Origin of the sequence: Achromobacter sp. 77 (assembly GCF_020541125.1) — a bacterium.
GTDB classification, from domain to species: Bacteria; Pseudomonadota; Gammaproteobacteria; order Burkholderiales; family Burkholderiaceae_B; genus Achromobacter; species Achromobacter mucicolens.
In genome coordinates this window covers 5776489-5798361 of record NZ_CP059848.1, presented here as the reverse complement: position 1 = coordinate 5798361, position 21873 = coordinate 5776489, and the positions used below count along the sequence as shown (strand labels likewise).

The 21873-nt window shown below is 63.5% G+C and carries 26 protein-coding genes; 18 read left to right on the top strand and 8 right to left on the bottom strand.

Annotated elements, in window-relative coordinates; genetic code table 11:
- Positions 1-7: 7 nt before the first annotated feature.
- On the bottom strand, positions 8-403 hold the full coding sequence (locus H4P35_RS26835) for a TssQ family T6SS-associated lipoprotein (protein ID WP_056320715.1): 396 nt from the start codon (positions 401-403) through the stop codon (positions 8-10).
- A 156-nt stretch (positions 404-559) separates the two neighbouring features.
- On the opposite strand from H4P35_RS26835, the gene H4P35_RS26830 reads away from it, so the two are divergent.
- Positions 560-1867 (top strand): serine/threonine protein kinase, encoded by a 1308-nt coding sequence (locus H4P35_RS26830; protein WP_226847608.1) that lies wholly within the window; start codon positions 560-562, stop codon positions 1865-1867.
- Positions 1868-1876: 9 nt separating this feature from the next.
- Here the strand turns inward: H4P35_RS26830 and H4P35_RS26825 are convergent, their stop codons facing one another.
- The 3 genes from H4P35_RS26825 to H4P35_RS26815 are packed head-to-tail and all read right to left on the bottom strand — an operon-like array spanning position 1877 to position 6048.
- Positions 1877-4180 (bottom strand): CHASE2 domain-containing protein, encoded by a 2304-nt coding sequence (locus H4P35_RS26825; RefSeq protein WP_226847607.1) that lies wholly within the window; start codon positions 4178-4180, stop codon positions 1877-1879.
- 10 nt (positions 4181-4190) lie between these two features.
- On the bottom strand, positions 4191-5297 hold the full coding sequence (locus H4P35_RS26820; RefSeq protein WP_226847606.1) for a FecR domain-containing protein: 1107 nt from the start codon (positions 5295-5297) through the stop codon (positions 4191-4193).
- 34 nt (positions 5298-5331) lie between these two features.
- Positions 5332-6048 carry a response regulator transcription factor gene (locus H4P35_RS26815; RefSeq protein ID WP_223573695.1) on the bottom strand — a complete coding sequence of 239 codons (717 nt, stop codon included), beginning with the start codon at positions 6046-6048 and terminating at the stop codon, positions 5332-5334.
- A gap of 260 nt (positions 6049-6308) precedes the next feature.
- Here H4P35_RS26815 and H4P35_RS26810 point away from each other — a divergent pair, with 260 nt between their 5' ends.
- From H4P35_RS26810 to H4P35_RS26730, 17 genes are all read left to right on the top strand, one after another.
- Entirely contained in the window at positions 6309-7010 is a 702-nt protein-coding gene (locus tag H4P35_RS26810) for a response regulator transcription factor (RefSeq protein WP_226847605.1), read from the top strand.
- Positions 7011-7555: 545 nt separating this feature from the next.
- A complete protein-coding gene (gene rpsL, locus H4P35_RS26805; protein ID WP_005017264.1) occupies positions 7556-7933 on the top strand; it encodes a 30S ribosomal protein S12 in 378 nt (125 codons plus the stop codon).
- 166 nt (positions 7934-8099) lie between these two features.
- Positions 8100-8570, top strand: coding sequence for a 30S ribosomal protein S7 (gene rpsG / locus H4P35_RS26800; protein WP_006389600.1), 471 nt, complete (start codon positions 8100-8102; stop codon positions 8568-8570).
- A gap of 18 nt (positions 8571-8588) precedes the next feature.
- Positions 8589-10691 carry an elongation factor G gene (fusA, locus tag H4P35_RS26795; protein ID WP_056320702.1) on the top strand — a complete coding sequence of 701 codons (2103 nt, stop codon included), beginning with the start codon at positions 8589-8591 and terminating at the stop codon, positions 10689-10691.
- 77 nt (positions 10692-10768) lie between these two features.
- Positions 10769-11959: an elongation factor Tu gene (gene tuf, locus H4P35_RS26790; RefSeq protein ID WP_062839263.1), complete on the top strand. Its 1191-nt coding sequence runs from the start codon at positions 10769-10771 to the stop codon at positions 11957-11959.
- A gap of 74 nt (positions 11960-12033) precedes the next feature.
- A complete protein-coding gene (rpsJ, locus tag H4P35_RS26785; RefSeq protein WP_003806903.1) occupies positions 12034-12345 on the top strand; it encodes a 30S ribosomal protein S10 in 312 nt (103 codons plus the stop codon).
- A 417-nt stretch (positions 12346-12762) separates the two neighbouring features.
- Positions 12763-13452 carry a 50S ribosomal protein L3 gene (gene rplC / locus H4P35_RS26780; RefSeq protein WP_056327035.1) on the top strand — a complete coding sequence of 230 codons (690 nt, stop codon included), beginning with the start codon at positions 12763-12765 and terminating at the stop codon, positions 13450-13452.
- Between the two features lie 4 nt (positions 13453-13456).
- Positions 13457-14077, top strand: coding sequence for a 50S ribosomal protein L4 (gene rplD / locus H4P35_RS26775; RefSeq protein WP_008168948.1), 621 nt, complete (start codon positions 13457-13459; stop codon positions 14075-14077).
- Positions 14074-14370 (top strand): 50S ribosomal protein L23, encoded by a 297-nt coding sequence (rplW, locus tag H4P35_RS26770; RefSeq protein WP_006216557.1) that lies wholly within the window; start codon positions 14074-14076, stop codon positions 14368-14370. Before rplD ends, rplW begins: the two co-directional genes overlap by 4 nt.
- Positions 14371-15198: a 50S ribosomal protein L2 gene (rplB, locus tag H4P35_RS26765; protein WP_226847604.1), complete on the top strand. Its 828-nt coding sequence runs from the start codon at positions 14371-14373 to the stop codon at positions 15196-15198.
- Between the two features lie 12 nt (positions 15199-15210).
- Positions 15211-15486: a 30S ribosomal protein S19 gene (gene rpsS / locus H4P35_RS26760; RefSeq protein WP_006216555.1), complete on the top strand. Its 276-nt coding sequence runs from the start codon at positions 15211-15213 to the stop codon at positions 15484-15486.
- Between the two features lie 3 nt (positions 15487-15489).
- Positions 15490-15819, top strand: coding sequence for a 50S ribosomal protein L22 (rplV, locus tag H4P35_RS26755; protein ID WP_006227021.1), 330 nt, complete (start codon positions 15490-15492; stop codon positions 15817-15819).
- A 9-nt stretch (positions 15820-15828) separates the two neighbouring features.
- Complete coding sequence (gene rpsC, locus H4P35_RS26750; RefSeq protein WP_008168950.1) at positions 15829-16620, top strand: 30S ribosomal protein S3; 792 nt, start codon at positions 15829-15831, stop codon at positions 16618-16620.
- Positions 16621-16622: 2 nt separating this feature from the next.
- The gene (gene rplP, locus H4P35_RS26745) at positions 16623-17039 is read left to right on the top strand and encodes a 50S ribosomal protein L16 (RefSeq protein ID WP_006389610.1); all 417 of its coding nucleotides are present in this window, start codon (positions 16623-16625) and stop codon (positions 17037-17039) included.
- A gap of 11 nt (positions 17040-17050) precedes the next feature.
- Entirely contained in the window at positions 17051-17242 is a 192-nt protein-coding gene (gene rpmC, locus H4P35_RS26740; protein ID WP_003806912.1) for a 50S ribosomal protein L29, read from the top strand.
- A gap of 2 nt (positions 17243-17244) precedes the next feature.
- Positions 17245-17526: a 30S ribosomal protein S17 gene (gene rpsQ, locus H4P35_RS26735; RefSeq protein WP_006216549.1), complete on the top strand. Its 282-nt coding sequence runs from the start codon at positions 17245-17247 to the stop codon at positions 17524-17526.
- 106 nt (positions 17527-17632) lie between these two features.
- Positions 17633-18187 (top strand): hypothetical protein, encoded by a 555-nt coding sequence (locus H4P35_RS26730; protein WP_226847603.1) that lies wholly within the window; start codon positions 17633-17635, stop codon positions 18185-18187.
- A gap of 74 nt (positions 18188-18261) precedes the next feature.
- Here the strand turns inward: H4P35_RS26730 and H4P35_RS26725 are convergent, their stop codons facing one another.
- From H4P35_RS26725 to H4P35_RS26710, 4 genes are read right to left on the bottom strand one after another with little or no spacing between them, the layout of a single operon-like run.
- Positions 18262-19329 (bottom strand): branched-chain amino acid ABC transporter permease, encoded by a 1068-nt coding sequence (locus H4P35_RS26725; protein WP_226847602.1) that lies wholly within the window; start codon positions 19327-19329, stop codon positions 18262-18264.
- Positions 19330-19340: 11 nt separating this feature from the next.
- Positions 19341-20351: a branched-chain amino acid ABC transporter permease gene (locus H4P35_RS26720; protein WP_226847601.1), complete on the bottom strand. Its 1011-nt coding sequence runs from the start codon at positions 20349-20351 to the stop codon at positions 19341-19343.
- On the bottom strand, positions 20348-21100 hold the full coding sequence (locus tag H4P35_RS26715) for an ABC transporter ATP-binding protein (RefSeq protein WP_226847600.1): 753 nt from the start codon (positions 21098-21100) through the stop codon (positions 20348-20350). The genes H4P35_RS26720 and H4P35_RS26715 overlap by 4 nt, the downstream gene beginning before the upstream one ends.
- Entirely contained in the window at positions 21097-21864 is a 768-nt protein-coding gene (locus H4P35_RS26710) for an ABC transporter ATP-binding protein (protein ID WP_226847599.1), read from the bottom strand. The genes H4P35_RS26715 and H4P35_RS26710 overlap by 4 nt, the downstream gene beginning before the upstream one ends.
- Between the last annotated feature and the right edge of the window lie 9 nt (positions 21865-21873).

The window sequence follows — 21873 nt, the reverse complement described above, 5'->3', positions numbered from 1 at the left end:
GGCAGGACTACTTGGCCGTCTGGGCGCGGGCGCGCTGGAAGGCCGGCCCCCAGACGGGATGGCCAGCTTCGTTGGGCGCCAGTTCGAAGGCCGGATCCAGAACCAGGATGCGCGCGAAGCTGTCCTCGCAGAGCTGCGTATATTGCGTGACGCAGTAGCTGAACGCCTGAAGCTTGTAGGCCTCGATGCGTACCGCTTTGGATGAGGTGGCCAGGGTGTCGGAACGGGCGACGCCGCGGATGACTTCGCCGTAGCGCCCGGCGCTGTACTGGTCGCGCACCTGCTGCAGCTCGGCCAGGGCTTCGGCCGTTGGAGGGCTCTCGGGTTGCAATTTGGAGATGCCCGTGCAACCGGCCAACAGGGCCGATACGCCAAGCAGACTGCTCAGGATGCGAATTTTCATGGCTTCCAAAGATGTAGGATGGTGACGCGGTACGCTATCGTGCCACAGCCTGATGCGCTCGGACATTTTCGGCAATGTCCTGCCGTTGCGGATTGGATAATATTCCGCCTAAATAGCCCCTGAACCTGTTATTGGCGCGTCTGCGCAGCTTCGATGATGTCTACACCCGCCGGCTTGTTGACGCCGCGTGGCCCCTTTTCAGGCGCTGCGCCGTTGGCGCTTCGCCCATTGAGCGCCATTGCTGCCAGCGCGGCGGGCGGGGTGCCGGAATCGCGCATCAAGCGGCTCCTGTCCGACCTTCTGCCTTCGCTTATCGCTTTGCATGCGCAAGGGGAAATCTGCGGCGACATCTCGCTCGAAACCGTGGGCATGGATGAAGGCGCGCGGGCGCATCTGCTGCCCGAACTGGTGGTGGCGCGCTCGCGCCGGGCCAGCAGGACGCCGGCAGCGGGCTTCGCGCCGTTCGAGCTGTACACGGATTCTGTGGAATGGCCGCGCGGACCATGGACCGACATCTATTCCTTGTGCGCCGTGGCGTACGCGCTCGTGATTGGCAGCCGGCCGCCGCCGGCGCCCGAGCGCCGTGCCCACGACGAATACGAAGCGCTGGCCGACATGGGACTGCCCAAGTACGGACAGGACTTCCTGCGGGTCATCGATGCCGGCCTGGCGATGGACACCAGGGCGCGCCCGCAGTCGTTGGCGGAGCTGGCCAGCCTGCTCGGCGTGGCCGCCTACGACGAACCGGCCGAGCCGGAAGACGAATCGGTCGAGACGGCCAAGCCGCCTCCCGTGGCCGGTTTCGCGCAACGGCGCGAGCCCGCCCGCCGGCGCGGTCCGCTGCTGTTCTGGCTGCTGATCCTCGCGCTGATCGGCGCGGGCATCTATGCGTGGTTCCATTGGGGCAAGGGCAGTCCCAATGCGCTGATTACCCGCTCGGAAGTCGTACAGCCTAATCCGCCCGTCGTGCATCCCTTGCCGCAGCCTGCCGCGCCAGTGTCCGCGCCCACGCCCACACCCACGCCAAAACCCGCGCCGGCGGTATCGCAAGCGCCCGCCGACCTGCCGCCCTTGACGGCCGGCGCCGCCGCTGGGGGCCAAGCAACCGCAACTGGCCCGGCCGCCGGCCCGGGTTCGCCGTCTGCGCGCACGCAGGCGGATTCGCCAAGTGCCGCCGAGCCGCCGCCCGCGCCCACGGCGCAGGAAACCGCGCCGGCAGCTTCGGTTGCCGAAGAGGCGCCCAAGCCCAAGCCGGTGCCGGTCACCGTGCGGGTGGACATCCGCCCCTGGGGCGAAGTCTGGATCAACGGCGTGGCGCGGGGAATCAGTCCGCCCGTCAAGGAGCTCAAGCTGATTCCGGGCAAGTATCAGGTGGTCGTGCGCAACGCAGACCTGCCGCCCTTTCGCATGACGCTCGAGGTCAGGCCGGGCAAGCCCGCGGTCATCTCGCACACCTTCCAATAGGATCGCGACCTACACCTTTGGCAGGTGCAGGATGAATTCGGAGCCTGCGCCGAGCTCGCTCTGCACTTCGATTCGCCCGCCGTGCCGTCCGGCCACGGTATGCACGAATGCCAGTCCCAGCCCCGCACCGCCAACGTCGTCGCGATTGTCGGCGCCGACACGGGCGAAGGGCTCGAACAGCCGGGCCACGTCCTGCGCCGCGATGCCCTGACCCTGGTCCTTGATGCGCACGCACCAGAAGCCGTGCTGCTCATCGATGCTGCAATCGACACGCGTGCCGCTCGCGCTGTATTTGATGGCGTTGTCGACCAGATTGCACAGCGCGCGCATCAGCAGCGTCTGCTCGCCGCGCGTGTAGGCGACCGGTAGCGGCGTGCTGGCTTCCAATGCGATGCCGCGCTTGCTGGCGGACGGCCAGAGATCGTCGACGGCGTCCTGCAGCAACCCGCCCAGATCCAGTTCGATGGTGCTGATCGGCATCGATTCGGCGCGGGTCAGATGCACGAAGTCGTCGACCAGCCTGAGCGTGCGGTTGGCCAGCAGCGCAATGCGCGCGAGCGTGTCGTGCCGAACTTCCTGCTGCCCGCCTTCCTGCGCCAGTTCCACCAATGCGAGGATCGAGCTTTGCGGCGCGCGCATGTCATGCGAGATGAAGCGCAACGTCTCTTCGCGCTGCCGCTCGGCCTGACGGATGTTGGAAATGTCGGTCAGCGTGGCCACCGTGCCCGCGAACTGGCCCTCGGCCGTGTGGATGGGGGCGCATTTCAGGATCAGGTCGCGGCCTGCCCGGTCGCGCACTTCCAGGTCCGCGCTCCAGGGCGAAGCCGCATCGGCCGGGTGACGGCCGCTCAGCGCGTCGGCCACGCGCACCCGCGCAGCGTCGTCGGCAAGGGTGTGTTCAAGCAGATGCGCCGCCGGCCGGCCGATGCGCGGCGGACGAATGCCCAGCTGCTGGAAGAACATGATGGCGGCCTGGTTGCGAAATCGCACGCGGCCTTCCTGGTCGAACACCAGCGTCGCATCGGGCATGCCGTCGAGCCCATCAGCCAGGAACCGCCGCAGGTTGCGGACCCGCGCCAGCGCGCGCCGAAGTTCTCCCACCCGGCTCTCCAGCGAGGCGCCGGGATTGGCAAGCTGCACGCGGGCTTCGTTCAGGATCGGCGGGTACTCGCGCTGCAAACGCTGCAGCTCCGTGTCCATATAGCGCAGCGCGGCTTCCTGGTTACGCCAGCTCCAGAGCGGATAGCACAGCGCCACGCCCGCCAGCGCCGCGGTGGGTGCGAACCACAGATAGGCGTGGGCCAGCAACAGCCACGCGGCCGCGGGGATGACGGCAAGCAGCGCAAGGGTGACGAGCAGCGCCTTCTTGGGCGCCAGACGCCACAAGGCCAGGCAGGCCAGCAACACCGGCAACGCCGCGAACAGCGCGCTCCACGCAGCCCGCGGCCGCTGGAATGCGATGTCGTCGCGCGCGGCCTGCAGGACGTTAGCGACGATCTCCACGCCCGATATGCCGCTGGCGTCGTGCGACACCGGCGTCGGGTAATCGTCGCCCAGGCCGGTGGCCCACGCACCCACGAGCACATACTTGCCGCGCAGGTCTTCCGGCCGCAGGTCGCCGCGCAGCACCGAAAGGTACGACACCGTCCGCACATGGCCGGGAGGACCCGCATACGGAATCAGGATGCGGCCGTCGGCATCGGCGCGCTTGAGCAGACGTTGCGCCTCGCCGGCTTGGCCGCCAACTTCCAGCATCGAGATGGCCAGGTGGTTGCGGCGGTCTCCGGCAAACTGCGCGGTGAGGGCGGCTTCGCGCACGACGCCGTCCGGGTCGATGACCGCATTGATGAAGCCTGTGGAAGCGGACGCTTGCGCCAGTTCCGCAATGGGCAATCCGATGGCCGTCGGGTTCTTCAGGCGGTCCAGTACCACCGGCAGCACGGTATGCCCATTGCGACGGATGCTGTCTGCAAAGATTGCATCGTCGTCGGCATTGATCTTGTCGGGTTCCGCAAAGATGAGATCCAATCCCACGGCGCGCGCGCCGGTCAGCCGGTCGAGCAGGGCGGCGTGGATGGCGCGCCGCCACGGCCAGCGGCCCAGCGCGTCGATGCTGGCGTCGTCGATCGCCACGATCAGGATATCCGGGTCGGCGGGCCTGCCCGTCAGCATGACCGCGCGGTCATAGAAGACCTGGTCCAGACGGCCCAGGCCGTTGAACGCGCCAAGAAACGCCGCCAACGCCGCCAGCGCCAATGTCAGCCACAGGCCGGACCGCCAGGACCGGTCGAGCGAGTCGGCGGCGTCGGGCATGGCGGTTGCCTCAGTACGCGGTCAGCGTCACAAGGCCGCCGGAGCCGCTCGCCACGCCAAGCCCGTACGACGTCATCAGCATGTTGGCGCCCTCGAACGACTGGACCGAATCCGTTCCGTGAAGGCCGATGGCATCGACGGCGCGCACCGATACGTAGAACGTGCCGGGGCCGGGGGCGGAAAAGCGGATGTCGGGGGTCGGAAAGCTGGCGGAAGAAACGGGCAGCAGGCCTTCGGCATCGTGCGAGACGCGCACCAGATAGCTTTGCGCGCCTTCGACGGGAGCGAAGGGGATCGACCACGTGCCGCCTGCGCGAACCGGCTCGCCCAATTGCGGCGCAGCCAGCAGTGGACGTACGCCCGACATGGCGCCGTCGGCGCCCACCGCGGCGCCGAACCCTTGCGCCACCGCGACCGGTTTGGCGGGCGCGTCGCCGGGCGCCTGCGCCTGCAGGCGCACACTGCCTTGCAAAACTTCGCTATGCACGCCCTGCGCGCTGCGCTGCACGCGAAAGCGCGTTCCGCGCACACCCGTCACCGCAACCGGCGTGCGGATCTCGAAACGGCCCACGCCCTGACCCGCGGGCGCGACGCTGGATTCCACGCTGCCGCGGCGCACGTTGATCACCGAATCCGTCAGCGCGGTGCCTTCGAACTGCCGTAGGCGGGTAAGGTCCACGGCGCCGCTGGACGGCAGCGTGAGGCGGGATCCGTCGGCAAGTTGCAGCGTGACGAAGCCGTCGGGGGCGGTCTCCAGCGTGCTGCCTTCGCTCACGGGCGCGCCGGGTTGCACGGGCTTGCCATTCAGGACTGCGCGGCCGCTCACGTGCACCACCTGCGCCTGCGCGTCGCGCACTGGAATCATGGCCAGCGGAATATGCAGCTCCAACCCGATGGGCAGCGTTTCGGGCGTGACGATCTTGTTCAGCGTCTGCAGCCGGTTCCAGTTGGTCGGGCTGCGCGTGTACCGCGAGGCCAAATCGATCAGCGTATCGCCGGGACGGACCCGGTGGATGAAGTCGTCGCCCAGTGCGCCCGCCGGCTGACTGCGCGCGGGGGCGGTGAGCGTGATGCAGGAAACCAGGACAAGCAAACAAAGCGCGCGGAAGCGGCTCATGGCAAACGATTCTCCAGGGAGTCGGGCAACGCAGCTACAGCGAAAGGGTCTGGCCGTCGTCGGTCGGGCTGACCAGTTCAAGCCGGTAGCCAAGTGCATAAGAGGAGGTCAGCCGCACACCGTGCTGCGGACGAAGCTGGAGCTTTTGCCGGATGTTCGACAGGTGGGTGTCCAGCGTGCGCGAGGTGGCGGGGATTTCCCGGTTCCAGACGCACTCGGCCAGCACATCGCGCGACATCAGCCGCCCAATGTTGCGAAAGAACAGCAGCGCCAGTTCGAATTCCTTCGGCGCCAGCGTAATGGCCACGTCGTCCAGCGTAATGACGCGTGCGGCGGGATCGACACGGTATCGCGCGACTTCGATGGTCTGGTCCACGGGCTCGGCGATCTGGCTGCGGCGCAGCAAAGCCGCGACCCGGGCCAGCAGTTCCAGGGGACGCATCGGTTTGACGATGTAGTCGTCCGCGCCCGCGCGCAGGCCCTCGACCAGGTCATCTTCGGCCGATCGGTTGGTCAGGAAAATCACAGGGATGCGCGCGCCGATATGGGTGCGCAACCAGCGGACCACGTCGTCGCCGTCGATATCGGGCAGGTGCCAGTCCAGCAGCACCAGGTCGAACGCTTCGGTACGCAAGGCCGCGAGCAGATCGCGGCTTTGGTGATAACTGGTGCAAGCATAACCGGCGGCGGTCAGAACCTGCTGGATGCGCCGAGCCTGATCCAGGTCGTCTTCCAGCGACGCGATTTTCATTAGACGAGTTCTCGCGAAAGTTGGCTGCGCAGGCGCGCGTGTGGCGACCTAGCAAAACGAAGGGGGCGGATTTATGTAAACGAATGATAACTCGGGAAAACCCTCCCGCGGCTACGTTATGGCAAGAACTGTCAAACATTGCAAAGTTGACGAATCTTGACTGGAGTTGTTGCGTTATCGAGCGCCACACTGTTCCAACGATGTCACCAGCCGCGACACAGCAGGCGGTGCAAGGGGAGGGAACGCAGATCGGGACAGATATGAATCAATTGCGCATACTTGTGATGTCTCCGGACGAAGCCGTACGTGGTTCGTCCGTATCCACGCTGCTGCAGGCCGGCATCTCGGCCCGCGGCTGCTCCACTACGCTGGAATTGTTTGGCCTGCTCAGCGGCGGGCACTTCGACGCCGTGGTCCTGGATATCGGCGCATCCGGTGACATCGGCTATGCCCTTGTCGCCCGCTTGCATGGCTCCGCGCCGCTAGGCATCGTGGTCGTCGGCAAGAACATGTCCGTGGATAACCGCCTGCGCTGTCTTCAGAGCGGCGCCGATGCGTGTCTGCCAGACCCCCAGGATCCGCGCGAACTCGTCTGCATCCTTCTCGCCCTTGCGCGCCGGCTGCCCGCCACCGCTGAGCCGGCCGACGCGCACGAGACGGGCAGCGGCCGATGGGAGCTGCGCGACCAGGGGTGGACGCTGGTGGCGCCGACTGGCGTGACGCTATCCCTGTCTGCCAACGAACGTCTTATCGTGCGGGCCTTGCTGAACGTGGCCGGCAAGGCCGTGGGCCGCGACGTGCTGGGCAGCGAACTGCAGGCGGAAGGGGGCGGAGCGCGCGCCAGCAGCGCGCGCAGCATCGACGTCATCGTCAGCCGATTGCGGCGCAAGGCCGAGCAAGCAGGCGTGGTGTTGCCGATCCGCACCGTCTACGGCAGCGGCTATCTATTTACTGATCGCTGAGCGCGCAAGGGGGTACACTCCTCCAATCCAGAACGTGGGGCAGGGATTGCTCGCAGGCCGCGCCGCGAGCACCGTGGTATCAAGCCGGCGTTGGCCGCCAGGTCTTTCCGCCGCGTTTGTATGCTGGGTTTGTCCCTTACATGGCCCCATTTTTCGTCAGCCGCCGCCAATTGCCCGGCTTTTGCCGGCAACGCGCGGCTTGGCGACACTTACAAAAAACTTTGACAGTATCCCTTCATCTCAGTTATGCTAAAGGGCTTACTGCTTTATTTCGCGCGCAAAATCAGCACGCTCAGGCAGACAGTTCAGGGTCATGGTCGAAGGTGCGTCACGAGCCTTTTGTCCTTGCTCCAGCTAGTAGTAACTGTTTTTCTGGCTGCCCCCGATTTTGTGCGTTTGTCATGGTTTGTTGGCAAGCCCGCTCTTTTACGTATTTGAACGTTTGAGGCGGTTTTGCGCGAACTGCCTTCTCCGAAAGCTCACCCGCTCCAGGAGACGAGTACGTAAGTACTTACCAGTGGTACGTAAAAGGGATTTCAAAGGTCATGCCTACCATTAGCCAACTCGTGCGCAAGCCGCGCGAAGTCAGCATCATCAAAAGCAAGAGCCCCGCGCTCGAAAACTGCCCGCAACGCCGCGGCGTGTGCACCCGCGTGTACACCACCACCCCCAAGAAGCCGAACTCCGCTCTGCGTAAGGTTGCCAAAGTGCGTCTGACCAACGGTTACGAAGTCATTTCGTACATCGGCGGTGAAGGCCACAACCTGCAAGAGCACTCGGTGGTTCTGGTGCGTGGCGGCCGTGTGAAGGACTTGCCCGGTGTGCGTTACCACATCGTGCGCGGTTCCCTTGACCTGCAAGGCGTCAAGGACCGTAAGCAAGCCCGCTCGAAGTACGGCGCCAAGCGCCCGAAGAAGGCTTAATTACAAGTCAGCAGTACCCCCACGTGACGGAAGTCCGTCACCCGGGAAGTGCGACCGCGCCATCCAGATGATGGGAAGGTGCGCGGCACGTAAGGGGTCGTCCCAATGGGCGGCCATGGCCGTGTAATGAAACACGGTTCAACTGAACAGACACAAGGAAGCAACAATGCCCCGTCGTCGCGAAGTACCCAAGCGCGAGATTCTGCCCGATCCCAAGTTCGGCAGCGTCGAGCTCGCCAAGTTCATGAACGTCGTCATGCTGGACGGCAAGAAGGCCGTCGCCGAGCGCATCGTTTACGGCGCCCTCGAGCAAGTCGCCACCAAGACCGGCAAGGAGCCGATCGAGGTGTTCAGCCTGGCGATCAACAACATCAAGCCGATCGTCGAAGTGAAGAGCCGCCGCGTTGGCGGTGCCAACTACCAAGTGCCGGTTGAAGTGCGCCCCGTGCGCCGCCTGGCCCTGGCTATGCGTTGGCTCCGTGAAGCCGCCAAGAAGCGTGGCGAGAAGTCGATGGATCTGCGTCTTGCTGGCGAACTGATCGACGCCTCCGAAGGTCGTGGCGCCGCGATGAAGAAGCGCGAAGACACGCACAAGATGGCAGAGGCCAACAAGGCCTTCAGCCATTTCCGCTGGTAATTTAAGGATTAATCCACCATGGCCCGCAAAACCCCGATCGAGCGCTATCGCAACATTGGTATCTCTGCGCACATCGATGCAGGGAAGACCACCACGACCGAACGTATCCTGTTTTACACCGGCGTCAATCACAAGATTGGCGAAGTGCATGATGGCGCAGCCACCATGGACTGGATGGAGCAGGAGCAAGAGCGTGGCATCACCATTACGTCGGCTGCTACGACGGCGTTTTGGCGTGGCATGGCCGGCAACTACCCCGAGCACCGCATCAACATCATCGACACCCCGGGACACGTGGACTTCACCATCGAGGTGGAACGTTCCATGCGCGTCCTGGACGGTGCTTGCATGGTCTACTGCGCGGTGGGCGGTGTTCAGCCCCAGTCCGAAACCGTGTGGCGTCAAGCCAACAAGTACGGCGTGCCGCGTCTGGCCTTCGTCAACAAGATGGACCGCACCGGCGCCAACTTCTTCAAGGTCTATGACCAGCTGAAGAACCGCCTGCGCGCCAATCCCGTGCCGATCGTCATTCCCATCGGCGCCGAAGACACGTTCCAAGGCGTGGTCGACCTGGTCAAGATGAAGGCGATCATTTGGGACGAAGCCAGCCAAGGCACCAAGTTCGACTACAAGGACGTTCCGGCCGAGCTGGAAGGTCTGGCGAACGAATGGCGCGAAAAGCTGGTTGAGGCTGCTGCCGAGTCGTCGGAAGAGCTGATGAACAAGTACCTGGAAACGGGTTCCTTGGAAGAAGCCGAAATCAACCTGGCCATCCGTCAACGCACCATCGCTGGCGAAATCCAGCCGATGCTGTGCGGCACCGCCTTCAAGAACAAGGGCGTGCAGCGCATGCTGGACGCGGTCATCGACTACCTGCCTTCGCCCGTGGACATTCCCCCGGTCGACGGTCAGGACGACGATGGCAACGCCATCCAGCGCAATGCCGACGACTCCGAGAAGTTCTCGGCCCTGGCATTCAAGCTGATGAGCGATCCGTTCGTGGGTCAATTGACCTTCGTGCGTGTGTACTCGGGCGTCCTGAAGTCGGGCGATACGGTCTACAACCCCATCAAGGGCAAGAAGGAACGTATCGGCCGCATTCTGCAGATGCACGCGAACAACCGCGAAGAAATCAAGGAAGTGTTGGCGGGCGACATCGCCGCCGTGGTCGGCCTGAAGGACGTGACCACCGGCGAAACGCTGTGCGACATCGACTCCCACATCCTGCTCGAACGCATGATTTTCCCGGAGCCCGTGATTTCGCAGGCCGTCGAGCCGAAGTCGAAGGCTGACCAGGAAAAGATGGGTCTGGCGCTGTCGCGTCTGGCTCAGGAAGATCCGTCGTTCCGCGTGCGCAGCGACGAAGAATCCGGCCAAACCATCATTTCCGGCATGGGCGAGCTGCACCTGGAAATTCTGGTCGACCGCATGAAGCGCGAATTCGGCGTGGAAGCCAACGTCGGCAAGCCGCAGGTGGCCTACCGCGAAACGATCCGCAAGGTCTGCGAAGAAGTCGAAGGCAAGTTCGTCAAGCAGTCGGGCGGTCGCGGCCAGTACGGTCACGTGGTCCTGAAGGTCGAGCCCCTCGCTCCTGGCGGTGGCTACGAATTCGTCGACGCCATCAAGGGCGGTGTGGTTCCTCGCGAATACATCCCCGCGGTGGACAAGGGCATCCAGGAAACGCTGCCTTCGGGCATCCTGGCCGGCTACCCGGTCGTGGACGTCAAGGTCACCCTGTTCTTCGGTTCGTACCACGATGTGGACTCGAACGAAAACGCGTTCAAGATGGCCGGTTCGATGGCATTCAAGGAAGGCATGCGCAAGGCTAGCCCCGTGCTGCTGGAACCGATGATGGCCGTCGAAGTCGAAACGCCGGAAGACTACGCTGGCACCGTGATGGGCGATCTGTCCTCGCGTCGCGGCATGGTCCAAGGCATGGATGACATGGTCGGCGGTGGCAAGACCATCAAGGCCGAAGTGCCCCTGGCCGAGATGTTCGGTTACGCCACGAACCTGCGTTCGCTGACGCAAGGCCGTGCCACGTACACGATGGAATTCAAGCATTACTCCGAGGCCCCCAAGAACGTCGCTGACGAAGTCATCGCCGCTCGGGCCAAGTAAATAACCCTTGCCGGGTCCGTCCAACCGGACGGCCCCGGCAGATATCAAGTTTCCTTGAAAGTCAAAGGATAGAGATCATGGCAAAAGGCAAGTTTGAACGTACCAAGCCGCACGTGAACGTGGGTACGATTGGTCACGTTGACCACGGCAAAACGACGTTGACGGCGGCGATCACGACCGTTCTGTCGACCAAGTTCGGCGGCGAAGCCAAGGGCTACGACCAGATCGATGCAGCTCCTGAAGAAAAGGCACGCGGCATTACCATCAACACGGCTCACGTCGAGTACGAAACGGAAACGCGTCACTACGCGCACGTTGACTGCCCGGGCCACGCCGACTACGTCAAGAACATGATCACGGGCGCTGCCCAGATGGACGGCGCGATCCTGGTCGTGTCGGCCGCTGACGGCCCCATGCCGCAAACGCGCGAGCACATCCTGCTGAGCCGCCAGGTTGGCGTGCCGTACATCATCGTCTTCCTGAACAAGGCTGACATGGTTGACGACGCCGAGCTGCTCGAGCTGGTGGAAATGGAAGTTCGCGAACTGCTGTCCAAGTACGACTTCCCGGGCGACGACACCCCGATCGTCAAGGGTTCGGCCAAGCTGGCGCTGGAAGGCGACAAGGGCGAACTGGGCGAACAGGCCATCCTGGCCCTGGCTGCCGCGCTGGATTCGTACATCCCGACGCCTGAGCGTGCCATCGACGGCGCGTTCCTGATGCCGGTTGAAGACGTGTTCTCGATCTCGGGTCGCGGCACCGTGGTGACCGGCCGTATCGAACGCGGCATCATCAAGGTCGGCGAAGAAATCGAAATCGTCGGTATCGTTCCGACGGTCAAGACGACCTGCACGGGCGTGGAAATGTTCCGCAAGCTGCTGGACCAAGGTCAAGCTGGCGACAACGTGGGCATCCTGCTGCGCGGCACCAAGCGTGAAGACGTCCAGCGCGGCCAAGTTCTGGCCAAGCCGGGCTCGATCACCCCGCACACGGACTTCACGTCCGAGGTGTACATCCTGTCCAAGGAAGAAGGCGGCCGCCACACCCCGTTCTTCAACGGCTATCGTCCCCAGTTCTACTTCCGCACGACGGACGTGACGGGCACGATCGACCTGCCGGCCGACAAGGAAATGGTTCTGCCGGGCGACAACGTGACGATGACCGTCAAGCTGCTGGCCCCGATCGCCATGGAAGAAGGTCTGCGTTTCGCCATCCGTGAAGGCGGTCGTACCGTCGGCGCCGGCGTCGTCGCCAAGATCCTGAAGTAATTCGGATCTACTAAGCAGCACCCAACCAGCGAGGGCGTGATCCCGCCCTCGCATCTCGTTCTTTAGGAAACGCCATGAAAAACCAAAAGATCCGCATCCGCTTGAAAGCCTTCGATTACAAGCTGATCGATCAATCGGCCGCCGAAATCGTCGACACCGCCAAGCGCACGGGCGCTGTCGTCCGCGGTCCGGTGCCGCTGCCCACGCGTATCCGTCGCTATGACGTCCTGCGTTCGCCGCACGTCAACAAGACGTCGCGTGACCAGTTCGAAATCCGTACCCATCAGCGCCTGATGGACATCGTTGATCCCACCGACAAGACCGTTGACGCCCTGATGCGTCTGGACCTGCCGGCCGGCGTCGACGTCGAAATCGCGTTGCAGTAAGACGCTGCGGACCTGCTACCTTCGCCGGCAGGTACGTCAAAAATGGCCGCACTCCCTCGGGAATGCGGCCATTTTGTTTTGCGGCTCCTGAGGTCCAAGTGAGCAGGCGCTCACTCTCGTGGAATGTGGGCCACCAGGCCGTGCGCGTACCTGCGCGCGGATCCGGGCACGCAAACCGTCGCAAAAATGCCCACCGCGGCATGCCTTGAATCCGCTAAGTGCTTGTGCCGCTTAGAAAAAACATGCTAATATGCGAAGCTTGCCATTTTGTGGCAAGTCTAACTATGGATAAAGCGAAAACCGCCCTGCAGTTCGAGGACGGCGCGCCAAGTCCAGGTTGAACATAGTCGTAGGGCAAAGGCCGTTACCTTTTGCCTGATTAGCCCCGACCAATCGCAGTCGGGAATGGAGAAAACGATGTCGAATTCGACACCCACGCCCGCCGCTCACCGGCTGGGGCTGGTGGGTCGCAAGGTCGGCATGACCCGCATTTTTACCGAGGAAGGTGAATCCATCCCGGTGACCGTGCTGGACGTGTCCAACAACCGCGTGACCCAAGTTAAGTCGCTGGAAACCGACGGCTACGCCGCTATCCAGGTGGCTTATGGCACTCGTCGTGCCTCGCGTGTGGCTCAGCCGCAAACGGGCCACTACGCCAAAGCCGGCGCTGAAGCCGGTAGCATCCTCAAAGAATTCCGCCTTGATCCCGCTCGCGCCGCTGAATTTTCGGCCGGTTCCGTGATCGCCGTGGAATCCGTGTTCGAAGCCGGCCAACAGGTCGACGTCACGGGCACGACCATTGGTAAGGGCTTTGCCGGTACCATCAAGCGTCACAACTTCGGTTCGCAGCGCGCGTCGCACGGTAACTCCCGTTCGCACCGCGTTCCCGGCTCGATTGGTCAAGCTCAGGATCCGGGTCGTATTTTCCCGGGTAAGCGCATGGCTGGTCACCTGGGTGACGTCACCCGCACCGTTCAAAACCTCGACGTCGTTCGCGTTGACGTTGAGCGCGGCCTGCTGCTGGTCAAGGGCGCTGTCCCCGGCCACGCTGGCGCCGACATCGTTGTGCGCCCGGCCATCAAGGCCCCGGCCAAGAAGGGAGCGTAAGTAAATGGATCTCAAGCTCCTGAACGACCAAGGTCAGGCCGCTGCTACGTTCAGCGCGCCCGACACGATCTTCGGCCGTGACTTCAACGAAGCGCTGATTCACCAGATCGTCGTGGCTTTCCAAGCCAACGCGCGCTCCGGCAATCGTGCTCAGAAGGACCGTACGGAAGTCAAGCACTCCACCAAGAAGCCCTGGCGTCAAAAGGGTACCGGCCGCGCTCGCGCCGGTATGACTTCGTCGCCGCTGTGGCGTGGCGGTGGTCGGACTTTCCCGAACTCGCCCGAAGAGAACTTCAGCCAGAAGGTCAACAAGAAGATGTACCGCGCCGGGATCCGTTCGATCCTGTCGCAGCTCGCTCGCGAAGACCGCATCGCCGTCGTTGAATCGTTTGATCTGGAATCGCCCAAGACCAAGGCAGCCGCTGCAAAGCTGAAGAGCCTGGGTCTGGACTCGGTCCTGATCATCACCGACAGCGTCGATGAAAATGTTTACCTCGCCACCCGCAACCTGCCGCACGTTGCCGTTGTCGAGCCCCGTTATGCCGATCCGTTGTCGCTGGTCCACTACAAGAAAGTGCTGATCACCAAGCCGGCCATCGCTCAACTCGAGGAGATGCTGGGATGAACGCTGAACGCTTGATGCAAGTCATTCTGGCTCCGATCGTGACCGAAAAGGCCACGTTCGTCGCTGAGAAGAATCAGCAAGTCGCTTTCCGTGTCGTGGCTGACGCTACCAAGCCGGAAATCAAGGCTGCCGTCGAACTGCTCTTCAAGGTGCAGGTCGAGTCCGTGCAGGTCCTCAACCGTAAGGGCAAAGTCAAGCGCTTTGGCCGATTCGTTGGCCGCCGCCGCAATGAGCGCAAGGCCTACGTCTCGCTCAAGGACGGCCAGGAAATCGACTTTGCGGAGGTGAAGTAAATGGCCCTCGTAAAAGTTAAGCCGACTTCGGCTGGCCGCCGTGGCATGGTGAAGGTTGTCAGCCCGAACCTGCACAAGGGTGAGCCCTACGCGCCGCTGCTCGAAAAGAAGACCCGTGGTTCTGGCCGTAACAACAACGGTCACATCACGATCCGTCATCGTGGCGGTGGTCACAAGCAGCACTACCGTATCGTCGACTTCCGTCGCGATAAGGACGGCATCCCGGCAAAGGTCGAGCGTCTGGAATATGACCCCAACCGTACGGCGCACATCGCTCTGTTGTGCTACGCCGACGGCGAACGTCGTTACATCATCGCTCCCCGTGGCCTGGAAGTCGGTGCAACCGTGCTGTCGGGCACCGATGCTCCGATCCGCGCTGGCAACACGCTGCCGATCCGCAATATCCCGGTCGGTACGACGATCCACTGCGTCGAAATGCTCCCCGGCAAGGGTGCCCAGATGGTCCGCTCGGCCGGCGCTTCCGCCGTCCTGCTGGCTCGCGAAGGCATCTACGCTCAGGTGCGTCTGCGCTCGGGTGAAGTCCGCCGTGTGCACATCGAATGCCGCGCCACCATCGGTGAAGTCGGTAACGAAGAACACAGCCTGCGCCAAATCGGCAAGGCCGGTGCAATGCGTTGGCGCGGTATCCGCCCGACCGTTCGTGGCGTTGCCATGAACCCGGTGGATCACCCGCACGGTGGCGGTGAAGGCCGTACCGGTGAAGCACGCGAGCCGGTCAGCCCGTGGGGCACTCCGTCGAAGGGTTACAAGACCCGTCGCAACAAGCGGACGAACAATATGATCGTCCAACGGCGCAAGCGCAAGTAAGAGGCGAACACTATGTCACGTTCGATCAAGAAAGGCCCGTTTGTCGATGCTCACCTGATCAAAAAGGTGGACACGGCCGTCGCGGGCAAAGACAAGAAGCCGATCAAGACCTGGTCGCGTCGTTCCACGATCCTGCCCGAGTTCATCGGTCTGACGATCGCTGTGCACAACGGCAAGCAGCATGTTCCCGTGTACATCAACGAGAACATGGTCGGTCACAAGCTGGGCGAGTTCGCGCTGACCCGTACGTTCAAGGGTCACGCCGCGGACAAGAAGGCGAAGAGGTAAGCGATGGAAACTACTGCCATTATCCGTGGGGTTCACATCTCCGCACAGAAGACCCGTTTGGTTGCGGACCTGATCCGTGGCCAGAAGGTCGGCCGTGCCCTGGAAATCCTCACCTTCTCGCCGAAGAAGGCTGCCGTCATCCTGAAGAAGGCTGTCGAGTCCGCCATCGCCAACGCCGAGCACAACGACGGCGCCGACATCGACGAACTGAAAGTCACCACGATTTTTGTGGACAAGGCTCAGTCGATGAAGCGCTTCTCCGCTCGCGCCAAGGGCCGCGGCAACCGTATCGAGAAGCAGACCTGCCACATCACGGTCAAGGTCGGAGCTTAAGGAGTCACGATGGGTCAGAAAATTCACCCCACTGGGTTCCGTCTCGCGGTCACCCGTAATTGGTCCTCGCGTTGGTTCGCCGACGACAAGGCCTTCGGCTCGATGCTGGCCGAAGACATTCGCGTTCGCGAGTACCTGAAGAAGAAGCTCAAGAGCGCCTCCGTTGGTCGCGTGATCATCGAGCGTCCCGCCAAGAATGCCCGCATCACCGTCTACTCGGCTCGTCCGGGCGTGGTGATCGGCAAGCGCGGCGAAGACATCGAAAGCCTGAAGGCTGATCTGCAGCGTCTGATGGGCGTGCCCGTGCACGTCAACATCGAAGAAATCCGCAAGCCGGAAACCGATGCTCAACTGATCGCCGACTCGATCTCGCAACAGCTCGAGAAGCGCATCATGTTCCGCCGCGCCATGAAGCGCGCGATGCAGAACGCCATGCGTCTGGGTGCCCAAGGCATCAAGATCATGAGCTCGGGCCGTCTGAACGGTATCGAAATTGCTCGCACCGAGTGGTATCGCGAAGGCCGTGTGCCGCTGCACACCCTCAAGGCCAACATCGACTACGGCACCTCCGAAGCCCACACCACGTACGGCGTGATCGGCATCAAGGTCTGGGTCTACAAGGGCGACATGCTGGCTAACGGCGAATTGCCGCCGGAAACCGCAGCCCCGCGTGAAGAAGAACGTCGTCCGCGCCGCGCTCCGCGTGGCGATCGTCCGGACGGTGCTCGCACCGGTCGTCCGGGTGGTCGTGGCCGCGCTCCCCGCAAGGCGGATGCTGCTCCGGCGCCTGAAGGAGAATAACCATGCTGCAACCCTCCCGCAGAAAGTATCGCAAAGAGCAGAAGGGCCGCAACACCGGTCTGGCGACCCGTGGTACCCACGTGTCGTTCGGCGAGTTCGGCCTGAAGGCTACCGGCCGTGGCCGTCTGACCGCTCGTCAGATCGAAGCTGCTCGTCGCGCCATCAATCGTCATATCAAGCGTGGCGGCCGTATCTGGATTCGCATTTTCCCGGATAAGCCCATCTCGCAGAAGCCTGCCGAAGTCCGTATGGGTAACGGTAAGGGCAACCCGGAGTACTGGGTTGCTGAAATCCAGCCCGGCAAGGTGCTCTACGAAATGGAAGGGGTTAGCGAAGAGCTCGCGCGTGAAGCTTTCCGCCTGGCCGCTGCCAAGCTGCCGATTTCGACCACGTTCGTCGCGCGTCATATCGGTGCTTAAGGAGTACTAACATGAAAGCTAGCGAACTCCGTTCGAAAGACGCCGCCGAGCTCGGCAAAGAGCTCGAAAGCCTGCTGAAGGCACAATTCGGTCTGCGCATGCAGAAAGCCACGCAGCAACTGGCCAACACCAGCCAGCTGCGCAACGTGCGCCGCGACATCGCTCGCGTCCGCACCTTGCTGACCGAGAAGGCAGGGAAATAAAGATGAGCGAAACTCAAAACACCCAAGTGGCCAAGCGCCAGCGCACGCTGGTTGGCAAGGTCGTCAGCAACAAGATGGACAAGACTGTCGTCGTTCTGGTTGAGCGCCGCGTCAAGCACCCCATCTTCGGCAAGATCATCATGCGTTCCGCGAAGTACAAGGCGCACGATGAATCGAACCAGTACAACGAAGGCGATACGGTTGAAATCGCTGAAGGCCGTCCCATCTCGCGCTCGAAGTCGTGGCGCGTGGTGCGTCTGGTTGAAGCCGCACGTATCATCTAAGTGAAAGCTGCACCTCGGAACGGTTCGCCGTTCTGATATAAAACGGCAAGGGCCAAAACCCTTGCCGTTTTTTTTTGTCTCGCACTTGGGAAACCTGAAAGTAAGCATGCTCAGCGTCAGCAAATCAGCCCGGCTTGCCGGTGCGGCCCTGTGCTGGATGGTCATGACCGCCGGCGCGGCGATGGCGCAGGAGCGCGCCGCGCCCGTGCAGGCCGACCTGCCGCCGCCGGCTCCGTCTCCGAAGCCGTCGCCATCCCCGACGGACGCCACGACGCTCGGCCAGCAGCTGCTGAACGCCGGACCGGACCCTCGGGTGGAACTGGACGGCAGATCCCGCGACCATGCTGCCATCTTTGGCACCGATGACCCTGATGAGCGGGCCTTGCTGGATCAGGAACGCGCGCTGCAGGCGCAGCGCGACCAGCTCAAGGTTCTGGAACGCGTGCTGAACGCGCCGCCGCCGGGCGCGGATTCCCATCCGCCCGCGATGATTCCCCTGACTTCCGGGCGTCCCATGAATGTGCCGCAGTTGCTGCCCGCGCCTTCTGGTTCGCAACTGGATCAGCAGCGCAGCGAGACCCGGCGCAGCGTCGACGACATGCAGCGGCGCGTCGACGGACTGAGACGGGAGGCCGATGCGCTGAGGCAGGGCGGCAAATAGCCTGGGCCTGGGTCAAGGTCAAGCGCCGGGGTACCGCAAGTAAGTCATGCCGCAAGCGCGCGATCGCCTGTGCGCTACGTGCGTCTTGCAAGCTCCCTGAGCCGTCCGGCGACACCGGTCGGAAAGTAGTACACGGACAGCACGAACAGAATCCCAAGCCACAGCAGCCAGCGATCCGGCTCGAACAAAAGCGCCAGCGGCGGGATGCCGGAGACGACCTCGTGCACGGCGTGCAGGCCGTCCTGCAGGTAGCTCTGGGCGAACACGAACAGGGTGGCGCCGACCACCGCGCCGTACATCGTGCCCATCCCGCCAATCACCACCATCAGCAGGATGTTGAGCATGATCTCGAACGACAGCGTCGTATCAGGGCCGTTGTAGCGCAGCCAGAGCGCGTACAGCGCGCCGGCCAGCGTCGCGAACGCGGCCGCAAGCAGGTTCGAGAGGCTGCGGTAGAGCACGGTGCGATAGCCGATCGCCTCGGCGCGAAAGGGGTTTTCGCGGATGGCTTGCAGCACGCGGCCAAAGGGCGAGTTCACGATGCGCAGCAACATCAGGAACAGCACCACGCAGACCGCTGCAATCAGGTAGTAGGTGATGACCCGCCCGTCCACGGTGACGCCGAACAGGGGCTCGGACAACGGGCGAAACGCGGGCCGCAGCATCTGCGGGACCTTGAAGTTCAAGCCGTCCTCGCCGCCCGTCAGTTCGGATAGCTGCGATACCAGCGTTTGAAACGCCGCGGCAACAGCCAGTGTGATCATCGCGTAAAAGATGGCGCGCACGCGCAGGCTGGCCAGACCGATCACCAACGCAAAGGCGAGCGACACCGCCAGGCCGGCGGCGGTGCCGGCAAGCACCGCGGTCCATCCCGGTTCCATGCGGATGCTGGCAATCGCCACGCCGTAGGCGCCGATGCCGAAGAACATGGTGTGCGCGAAGCTGACGATGCCGGTGTAACCCAATAACAGGTCGTAGCTCGCAACCAGCACGATGAAGACCAGGACCTTTGCCGCGACCGCCAACGCCTTGGGGCCGGGGAACAGGAAGGGAGCCGCGGCCAGCGCGGCCACGATTGCGACAAGCAGCAGCGCCAGGATCGCGCTGCGCGGAGGATCGCCGGAAAGCAGACGAAACGACATGTCGGCGGCTCCTAGCGGTTGGTGACGGGATACACGCCTTGCGGTCGCCACAACAAAATGGCGACCATCAGCGCGATGTTCGAGAACAGGGCGGCCTTGGGCATCAAAAAGCCGGTGTAGTTGGCCATCAACCCGACCAGCAACGCGCCGATCAGGCAACCCACGGTGGAACCCAGGCCGCCGATCATGATGACGATGAAGATCAGCACGTTCACCTGTGCGCCCAGCTGCGGCACGATCGACTGCTGATACATCCCCCACAGCACGCCGCCCAGGCCGGCCAGCATCGACCCGGCGACGAACACGCCGACAAACAGATGCCGGATCCGGTAGCCCAGGCTTTCGACCATTTCGCGGTCCTCGACGCCGGCGCGGATCAGCAGGCCAAGCTTGGTGCGGTTAAGCACCAACAGCATGCCGCCCAGCACGATGAGGCCCACCGCCAGCGCAACGACGCGGTATTTCTCGATGGCGGCGTCGCCCAGCAGAAATGCGCCACGCAACGACTCCGGCAAGGGCAGCGTGATCGCCTGCGGTCCCCACATCATCTTGATGATCTCTTCGCCGATGATCATGCCGCCCATGGTGATGAGGATCTGCTTGAGGTGCTGACCGTAAACCGGGCGCACGATCACGCGCTCGAAGGCAAGGCCGACCGCGCCCGCCACCAGCATGCCCACGATCATGGCTGGCAGCACCGCGGCCAGATTGGTCCACAGGCTGCCCGACTGCGTCCAATCCGCCATGGAACCCAGCACGGTGGCCGCCATGTAGGCGCCGATCGCGATGAACAGGCCATGCCCGAAGTTCAGCACGTCCATCAGCCCGAAGACGAGCGTCATGCCCGACGCCACGATGAAGATGATCATGCCCATCGCCAGGCCGGCGAAGGTGAGCGTCACCCAGGTGGAAAACGACCCGACCAGCGGCAGCGCGACCGCAGCCAGCGCAAGCACCAGCAGCACGGGCATGAGATCGGCGCGCGCGCGGGGCAGGGGAGCTTCGATGTCCAGCGTGCTCATTGATGGCTTCCCAATGACAGGCCCAAGAGGCGCGTCTGCAGCGCCTCGTCCTCGGCCAATTCGCCCATCGTGCCCGCGTGCACGACCTGGCCGTTGTCCATGATCGCCGCGAAGTCGCCAACGCGGCGGGCGAAGTTGAAGTTCTGTTCGACCAGCAGGATGGTGGTGCTGGACTGCTTGAGTTCGATGAACGCGTCGATCATGTTCTGGATGATGGCCGGCGCCAGGCCCTTGCTGGGTTCGTCGACCAGCAGCAGGCGCCGCGGTTCGATGATCGCGCGCGCCATTGCCAGCATCTGCTTTTGCCCGCCCGACAGCTTGCCGGCGGGATGCAGCCAGAACTTCTTGAGCGCGGGGAAGAACCCGAAGATCCATTCCAGCCGCGCGGTGTCCAGTTGCGCGGCATTCCTGGCCATGCGCGCGGCCAGAAGGATGTTCTCCTTCACGGACAGGTCGCCGAAAATGCCCATGTTCTCGGGCACGTACGCCATGCCCATGCGCGCCATGTCGGGCGGAGAGGTGCGCGTGCCAGGACCGCCGATTGGTGTGCCGTCCAGGCAGACCTGGCCTTGCGTCGCGCGCCACAGCCCCATGATGGTGCGCAGCGTCGTTGTCTTGCCGGCGCCATTGCGCCCGAGCAGCATCGTCACGGCAGACGCCGGCACCGACAGGTTTACGCCGTGCAGGATGTGATACGCGCCGATGTGCGTATGGACGTCCTTCAGTTCCAGAAGCGGCTGCACAGTCATGATGCCTCCGGCGCGCTGATGCCGAGGTAGGCCTGCTGCACGATCGGCGATGCGATCACGGTGGCCGGATCGCCATCGGCCATCAGCCGGCCGTTGTGCAGCACGACGATCCGGTCGGCCAGTTCGCGCACGACGTCCATCTTGTGCTCGACGAGCAGGATGGTCTTGGACGCGTCAGCCTTCAGTTCGCGGATGAGGTCCAGCACGATGGGCACATCATCCACGCTCATGCCGGCGGTGGGTTCGTCGAACATGAACACCGCCGGTTCCAGTGCGATAAGCATGGCGATTTCAAGCTTGCGCTGATCGCCATGCGGCAGGTCGGCGGCGGGCTGGTCGCGGCGCGCCGCGAGCCGCGTTCGCTCGAGCAGCGTGTCGGCGCGGTCCATGAGGCCGCGATCGTCGCGCCATGTGCGCCAGAACCGGATGTGGCGCCACCCCATGCCCTGCTGCCGCGACTGCAGCGCCAGCCGCACGTTCTCGTGAACGCTCAGCCGGGGGAAGAGCTGTGTGAGCTGAAACGCGCGTCCCAGCCCTGCGTGCATGCGCGCCGGGGCCGACAGCGTGGTCAGGTCTCGTCCGTTCAATGCCACGGTTCCGGCGCTGGCGCGTAGCTGGCCCGAGATCAGGTTGAAGTACGTCGTCTTGCCAGCGCCGTTCGGGCCGACGATGGCGGTCAAGGTGCCGGGCGCGTAGGCGCAGCTGACATCGTTGACCGCCACGTGGCCGCCGAACCGCACCGTTAGCGATTGGGTCTCAAGCATGAGTGCGAG